This window comes from Caballeronia sp. BR00000012568055 (genome assembly GCF_029439455.1).
Classification (GTDB): Bacteria; Pseudomonadota; Gammaproteobacteria; order Burkholderiales; family Burkholderiaceae; genus Caballeronia.
Map to the genome: position 1 here is coordinate 42,639 of NZ_JAQFVG010000300.1, position 7,313 is coordinate 49,951.

Below are 7,313 nucleotides of genomic sequence, written 5' to 3' on the forward strand. Positions count from 1 at the left end.
CACATGCGCGGCGCGTTTCGTTGCTGCCGCGGCACTTTGAATGGAACTACGATGAGCCAGTACGAATTCAGCGTATCCGTGGAGACGCGGTTTCTGCCTGAACAGTCGGACCCGGATAGCCGCCAATACGCTTTCGCCTACACGCTGACCATCCGCAATACGGGCCAGGTCGCGGCGCAATTAATCTCGCGTCACTGGATCATTACGGACAGCGAGGATCACGTGCAGGAAGTGAAAGGGCTGGGTGTCGTCGGGCATCAGCCGCTTATTCCACCGGGCGAGCAGTTCGAATACACCAGTTGGGCGGTGATCGCGACGCCGGTGGGCACCATGCGCGGCGAGTATTTCTGCGTAGCGGAAGACGGTGAGCGTTTCGAGGCGCCGGTCGCGGAGTTTGCGCTGCATATGCCGCGCACGCTCCACTAGGTCAGGCAGGCCGAACGGTTTCAGCGGCGCTTGGCCGTATCGCTCGTGCGGTTCTGGTGTTTCTTCTTTCCCGACGCCGTCCACACGACGATAAAGATCAAGAGGCCGAGCGCGACGAGCGCTTCGAGCCCAAAAACCAGCATTGGATATTCGTCGAACAGATCTGACATGGCGGTTCCCATCAAGAACGAGCATTGTATGCGTTTCGCTCAGCCCTCGACACGAGCGGCGCGGGCAACACGAGTCGCGGCCTGGTCCGCATCCATCGTCACCGCTGTTTTGCTTGCTTCATGCGGCGGCGGCAGCTATACGAAACCGGGCACGAGCGCGAGTGCGCCAAGCGGGACACCGATCGTGCCGGGGCAACGCGCTGCGTCGCGCCTGACGGCGGTGAGTTGGCAGCAAGTTCCCGGCTGGAATGACGATTCGCTGATCGGCGCGACGGCCGCGCTGCGCCAGAATTGCGCGCGGCTCGCAACTCAACCGAAGTGGCAGCGGGCGTGCGCGGCGGCGCTCGGTCTCGATGATCTCGATATGTCGGCGGCGCGCAGTTTCTTCGAGAGCTATTTCACGCCGTTCCAACTCGCCAATAACGATGGCACGCTCGACGGTCTCGTGACCGGTTATTACGAGCCGCTGCTGCATGGCTCGCGCACGCGGCACGGGCAATATCAGTACGCGCTGTATCGATTTCCGTATCGGTACAAAACGGGCACCACGCTGCCGACGCGCGCGCAGCTCGAACGTTCGGGCGTGTTGACCGGCAACGAACTCGTCTGGGTGGACGATCCGATCGAAGTGTTCTTCCTGCAAGTGCAAGGCTCGGGCCGCGTGATCATGGAAGACGGCAGCGTGATGCGAGTGGGCTTCGGCGGGACGAACAATCAGCCGTATCGGTCCATCGGCAGGGAGTTGCTCGATCGCGGTGAACTTACGCCTGCGCAAGCGACCATGCAGGGCATCAAAGCGTGGGCCAAAGCAAATCCGGCGCGTGTCGATGCGCTGCTCGACGTGAATCCGCGCTTCGTGTTCTTCCGCGAGATGCCGTCGAACGATCCGATGTCGGCAAGTCAGGGCGATGGTCCTGTCGGCGCGCTCGGTGTGCCGCTGACGCCCGAACGTTCGATCGCCGTCGATCCTTCCGCCATTCCGCTCGGCACACCCGTTTTCTTGCAAACCACGCGTCCGCTCAGCAATCAGCCGATGAACCGCCTCGTCTTTGCGCAAGACACCGGCTCGGCGATCAAAGGCGGCGTGCGCGCCGACTACTTCTGGGGCCTCGGCGACGATGCCGGCGATTTAGCGGGCCGCATGAAGCAGGGCGGCCGCATGTGGCTGCTGGTGCCGAACTCGTAATTCAGCTCTTCGCGGCGCGTTTATCGACAACGCGTCGCGCCTTCCCCACCGATCGCTCGATGCCGTTCACCGCGAGCACATTCACAACCGCACTCACGCCGATCAGCGCTTTGATATCGTAGGTCAGCGCTTCTTTCGCGCTGTCGAGTGTGGCGATATCGGCCGCGGATTCCGGGCACGGCTCCACGTTCAGCGTGAGCACATCGAGCGGACCTTCCTTCGTCAGCACGATCTGATAATGCGGCGCGAGTACGGGGCGCTTCAGCAGCAACTCTTCGATCTGAGTCGGGAACACGTTCACACCGCGCACGATCATCATGTCGTCCGAGCGGCCCGTGATCTTTTCCATGCGACGCATCGTGCGCGCGGTGCCGGGCAGCAAACGCGTGAGATCGCGCGTCCGATACCGGATGATCGGCAGCGCTTCTTTCGTGAGCGACGTGAACACCAGTTCGCCGAATTCGCCATCGGGCAGCACTTCGCCCGTGTCGGGATCGATGATCTCGGGGTAGAAGTGGTCTTCCCAGATCGTCGGACCGTCTTTGGTTTCCGCGCACTCGGACGCAACGCCCGGACCCATCACTTCGGAGAGACCGTAAATATCTACAGCGTCGATACCCATGCGCTGTTCGATCGCGCGTCGCATGTCGTTGGTCCACGGCTCCGCGCCGAAGATGCCGACTCGCAGCGAGCACTGCGCGGGATCGACGCCTTGCTTCTCCAGTTCATCCGCGATGGACAGCATGTAGCTCGGCGTCACCATGATGATGTCGGGACGGAAATCCTGGATCAACTGCACCTGCTTTTCGGTCTGGCCGCCGCCGAATGGAATCACGGTAAGACCCGCGCGTTCCTCACCGTAATGCGCGCCGAGACCGCCGGTGAACAGACCGTAGCCATAACTCACATGCACCTTGTCGCCGCGTCGCGCGCCCGCCGCGCGAATGGAACGCGCGACTAGATTCGACCAGGTATCGATGTCTCGCGCGGTGTAACCCACAACCGTCGGCTTGCCCGTCGTCCCCGACGAGGCGTGAATGCGCGAAACCTGATCCTGCGGCACGGCAAACATGCCGAACGGATAGCTATCGCGCAGATCCTTTTTGGTCGTGAACGGAAAGCGCGCGAGATCCGCGAGCGACTGCACTTCATCCGGATGCACGCCGGCTTCATCGAACTTTCGCCGATACACCGGCGAGTTCTCATACGCATGCTTCAACGTCCATTTCAGACGTTCGAGCTGCAACGCGACAAGTTCGTCGCGGCTCGCCTTCTCGATCGGATCGAGTGGCAGCGATGTGGTCATGGTCGTCTCCGTCATGTCGTTGCGCGGCGCATTTGTTTTGTGGATCGATGCGTCCGCTTTTTTCGTTCAGGCCGGAATCACCGTGCCTTTGATTTGCGCCGACTTGCCGCGAAACATCGCGACGGCTTCGCCTTCGCGGTTCGTGACGCGGATGTCGTAAATTCCCGTACGACCGCTCAATGTCTGTTCGATCGCCTCCGCCGTCAGCCGATCGCCGCCTTTGACCGGCCGCAGGAATTCGATCGAACAACCCGCCGCGACGGTGCTGATGTTGTACGAGTTGCACGCGAAGGCGAAGGCCGAATCGGCGAGCGTGAACATGAGGCCGCCGTGGCAAATCGCGTGGCCGTTCAAAAAATCGGGGCGCACATCCATTTGCAGCCGCGCGTAACCCGGCCGCACTTCCACAAGTTCGATACCGAGCGCGCGCGAGCATGCGTCCGCTTCGTACATGGCGTGAGCGGTTGCTTCCGCGAGTTGTTGAGGCGTCACGAATCTCTCCGGATGAGTGCGGTTATTACAGGCCCTCGAAGCGCGGCGCGCGCTTTTCCTTGAATGCGGCAACGCCTTCGATGTAATCGGGCGATGCGCCGAGTTCGCGCTGCATGTCGCGTTCGAGATCGAGTTGCTGATCGAAGGTATTGGTTGCGGCGGCGCGTATGGCGCGCTTGATGGCGGTGACGGCACGCGCTGGTTGCTGCGCAAGTTGCGACGCGATTTGCGCGGCGGCCTGCTGCAATTCGCCATCTTCGACGACGCGCCAAACGATGCCCCACGCTTCCGCTTTCTCCGCGCTCAGCTTCTCGCCCGTCAACGCCAGCCCCAACGCACGCGCCTCGCCAACCCGACGCGGCAACAGCCACGTTCCACCCGAATCCGGCACGAGGCCGATCTTCACGAACGCCTGAATAAAGCTGGCCGAGCGCGCAGCGATGACGAGATCACAGGCCATCGCCAGATTCGCGCCGGCACCCGCTGCCGTGCCATTCACTGCCGCGATGATGGGCAATCGCGACGCTTCGAGCCGGCGCACGAGCGGGTTGAAAAACTCTTCGATCAGACCACCGAGATCGGACATCGAACCGGGCGTGAAGTCGAGATCGGCAAGATCTTGCCCGGCACAAAAGCCGCGTCCCGCGCCGGTAATAATCAGCGCGCGCGCGGCGCTCGCTTCAATCTGCCCAAGCGCTTCGCTCATCTCACGATGCATCTCGCGCGTGAAGCTGTTGAGCTTATCGGGCCGATTAAGCGTCAACGTAGCGACGCGCGTTTCATCGTCGATGTGAAACAGGACGGACTTTCCGGGCATGGCATCTCTCGTCGTAATCGATTGGATTGGTCACACGTCGATACTAGTCGCGTGGCCAGGCGCTTTCCATTCGGTCGAATGGCATAGGTCAAATGGACAAAACGCCGGTTATGCCGGTTTTGTCGTTTTTGCCTATGCCGTCTGGCCGACTTCCGCCGGCGCGGCCTTCGGCGCAACATGGACACGACTCTGAATCACGCGAAACCGATTGGCGACAAAGGCTGCGTCCGAAAGCGCTGCGTTGGCAGCGGGATTTGCGCCCGTACCGTGGAAATCCGAGAACGCCGCCGTCTGATTGACGAAAACGCCGCCCGTCAGATTGATCGACAGCGCCACGCCACCGCGGATCGCCGCGTCGTGTGCGGACTCGATCACGGCGTCGTCGGTGCTGTAGACGGAGAAGGAAAGCGCGCCGTGCGTCTGCGCGATCGAACCCGCGAGATCGAGCGACTGTGCGGTCGAATCGGTTGCGACGACGAACGAGATCGGGCCAAACCATTCCTTCGTGAACTTGGCTGCGTCGTTGCGCGCGTCCAGTTTGACAATCAGCGGCGTGAGCACGCGGGCATCGGCGAAAGCGGGGTGCGTCAGCGTCTGGCTGTCGAGCAGCACGTCGCCAAGGCCGCGCGCTTCGTTGATACGAGCTGCAATGCCGTCGTTCTGGATCGCGCCAGTCAGCTCCACGGCGCGCGATGCATCGGAAGTAAGTTTTTCGACGGCACCGGCAAGCGCTTTCGCGGCGTCGTCGAAGCTCAGATGGCCTTCAGCGGTGCGAATGCCGTCACGCGGTACGTAAATGTTTTGCGGTGCCGTGCACATCTGGCCCGAGTAAAGCGCAAGCGAGAACGCGATATTGCGCGCGGCCGCTTTTAGATCGTCAACCGAATCGACCACGATTTGATTGACGCCTGCTTTCTCGGTGTAGACCTGCGCCTGGTGCGCATTACGTTCGAGCCACGTGCCGTTTTGCGTACTGCCGGTGAAATCGATCAGTTTGATTTCGGGGCGCACGGCGAGGTCCTGCACAAGCGCGCCATCGTTCGGTTCGGTCGCGAGCAGTGTGACGACGTTCGGATCGAAACCGGCTTCACGAAGCACGTTACGCGCGATGCGAACGGTAATCGCGAGCGGCAGAATCGCGCCCGGATGCGGTTTGACGATCACGGCATTGCCTGTGGCGAGATCGGCGAAGAGTCCGGGATAGCCGTTCCAGGTCGGGAAAGTGCAGCAGCCGAGCACCAGTCCCGTGCCGCGCGGCGCGATCGCGAAGCGCTTTTGCATGGCGAGCGGCGGATTCTTGCCCTGTGGCTTTTCCCAGTGCGCTTCGGACGGAATGCGACGCAACTGGTCCCATGCGTACACGACCGCCTCGAGCGCGCGGTCCTGTGCATGCGGGCCGCCTGCCTGGAACGCCATCATGAAAGCCTGGCCGGTCGTATGCATGACGCTGTAACCGATCTCGAAACTGGCGCGATTAAGCCGGGACAAAATCTCGAGACTAACGCCGACCCACGCTTTCGGACCGGCGGCGCGCCAGCTTGCCTGAGCCTTTGCCGCGGCCTGAATGAGCGCGTCCGGATCGCTCTTCGGATAACGAATGTCGAGCGCGATGCCGAAGGGCGAACGCTCCTTTCCGACCGTTTCGCCACTCGAAGGTTGATCGATCTCGAACGCTTGGCCGAGATGAGCTTTGAAGGCCGCCTCTCCGTCAGCATTGGCCGTTTCCCCGTACACTTTGGGACTGGGCATTTCGGCAAACGGACTCCAGTAGCCGCGCGTTTCAATGGCGGCGAGCCCTTTGTCGAGCGTCGCTTGATGCTTCGTGAATAGCGGATGTGTCATGGTCGGAAGAGAAGATCGTGGGACGGGTACGGGTCGATTAATTAACCGACCGGTTGGTTGGTGATGGTAGCATTATCGAGATGCCGTGACGACGTCTTTTTATTAGGGCTTACCTGAGGATCGAGAGGAGAATTGAATGACTTACGAGAATCTGCTGGTCGAGACACGAGGTCGGGTTGGACTGATTACGTTGAACCGTCCGAAGGCGTTGAACGCGCTCAACGACGCGCTGATGGACGAACTCGGCACAGCCCTTAAAGCCTTCGATGCCGATGAAGACATTGGCGCGATCGTGTTGACTGGCAGCGAAAAGGCGTTCGCGGCGGGCGCCGACATCGGGATGATGTCGAAGTACTCGTATATGGATGTCTACAAGACCGACTACATCACCCGCAACTGGGAAACGATCCGCACGATCCGCAAGCCGATCATCGCAGCGGTTGCCGGCTTCGCACTCGGCGGCGGCTGCGAACTCGCGATGATGTGCGACATCATTATTGCCGCCGACACAGCCAAGTTCGGTCAGCCGGAGATCAAGCTCGGCGTCATTCCCGGCGCGGGCGGCACCCAGCGACTCCCGCGCGCAGTCTCGAAAGCCAAAGCGATGGACCTGTGCCTCACAGCCCGCATGATGGACGCGAACGAAGCAGAGCGAGCGGGCTTAGTGTCCCGCATAGTCGCCACCGACCGATTGCTCGACGAAGCCGTCGAAGCAGCAACGATCATCGCCGGATTCTCGCTTCCGGCCGTGATGATGGCGAAGGAGGCAGTCAACCGCGCGTACGAAACGACGCTTTCCGAGGGCGTGCATTTCGAGCGCCGGCTGTTCCATTCGCTATTCGCTACGGAAGATCAAAAGGAAGGAATGGCGGCTTTCGTCGAAAAGCGGAAACCGGCGTTCAAACATCGCTGAAATTTTCTCGGTAACCCCCTTGCATGTAAGGCGTGCGGCCACTAGAATTCCGTTCCTTCGCGATTCAACGAACGCGAAGGAAGCGGGAACAGGATGTTTTGCTGGGGCGGTTCAGACGGGTGGTTTGAGTCTTGAAACGCAGTCGATACGTGAAGATAGTT

8 protein-coding genes are annotated in these 7,313 nt (G+C 61.0%); 3 read left to right on the forward strand and 5 right to left on the reverse strand.

Translation table 11 applies throughout. From position 1 onward, the window contains the following. The first annotated feature begins 51 nt into the window (after positions 1–51). Entirely contained in the window at positions 52–426 is a 375-nt protein-coding gene (apaG, locus tag P7F28_RS19260; protein ID WP_277186184.1) for a Co2+/Mg2+ efflux protein ApaG, read from the forward strand. A 20-nt stretch (positions 427–446) separates the two neighbouring features. On the opposite strand, the gene P7F28_RS19265 is transcribed toward apaG, so the two are convergent. Beyond that, positions 447–596: a hypothetical protein gene (locus tag P7F28_RS19265; RefSeq protein WP_277186185.1), complete on the reverse strand. Its 150-nt coding sequence runs from the start codon at positions 594–596 to the stop codon at positions 447–449. Between P7F28_RS19265 and P7F28_RS19270 the strand changes: the two genes are divergently transcribed. Further along, positions 595–1,782 carry a murein transglycosylase A gene (locus P7F28_RS19270; RefSeq protein ID WP_277186186.1) on the forward strand — a complete coding sequence of 396 codons (1,188 nt, stop codon included), beginning with the start codon at positions 595–597 and terminating at the stop codon, positions 1,780–1,782. The two genes, P7F28_RS19265 and P7F28_RS19270, sit on opposite strands and share 2 nt — an antisense overlap. Before the next feature lies 1 nt (position 1,783). Here the strand turns inward: P7F28_RS19270 and paaK are convergent, their stop codons facing one another. The 4 genes from paaK to paaN form a co-directional block, all read right to left on the reverse strand. Continuing rightward, positions 1,784–3,088, reverse strand: a complete 1,305-nt coding sequence (gene paaK, locus P7F28_RS19275) for a phenylacetate--CoA ligase PaaK (RefSeq protein WP_277186187.1) — start codon at positions 3,086–3,088, stop codon at positions 1,784–1,786. A 66-nt stretch (positions 3,089–3,154) separates the two neighbouring features. After that, positions 3,155–3,541, reverse strand: a complete 387-nt coding sequence (gene paaI / locus P7F28_RS19280; protein ID WP_277186193.1) for a hydroxyphenylacetyl-CoA thioesterase PaaI — start codon at positions 3,539–3,541, stop codon at positions 3,155–3,157. Positions 3,542–3,605: 64 nt separating this feature from the next. Further along, positions 3,606–4,397 carry a 2-(1,2-epoxy-1,2-dihydrophenyl)acetyl-CoA isomerase PaaG gene (gene paaG / locus P7F28_RS19285; RefSeq protein ID WP_277186188.1) on the reverse strand — a complete coding sequence of 264 codons (792 nt, stop codon included), beginning with the start codon at positions 4,395–4,397 and terminating at the stop codon, positions 3,606–3,608. A gap of 132 nt (positions 4,398–4,529) precedes the next feature. Beyond that, on the reverse strand, positions 4,530–6,239 hold the full coding sequence (gene paaN, locus P7F28_RS19290; protein ID WP_277186189.1) for a phenylacetic acid degradation protein PaaN: 1,710 nt from the start codon (positions 6,237–6,239) through the stop codon (positions 4,530–4,532). A gap of 136 nt (positions 6,240–6,375) precedes the next feature. Between paaN and P7F28_RS19295 the strand changes: the two genes are divergently transcribed. Continuing rightward, positions 6,376–7,152 (forward strand): enoyl-CoA hydratase, encoded by a 777-nt coding sequence (locus P7F28_RS19295; RefSeq protein ID WP_277186190.1) that lies wholly within the window; start codon positions 6,376–6,378, stop codon positions 7,150–7,152. Positions 7,153–7,313 lie beyond the last annotated feature (161 nt).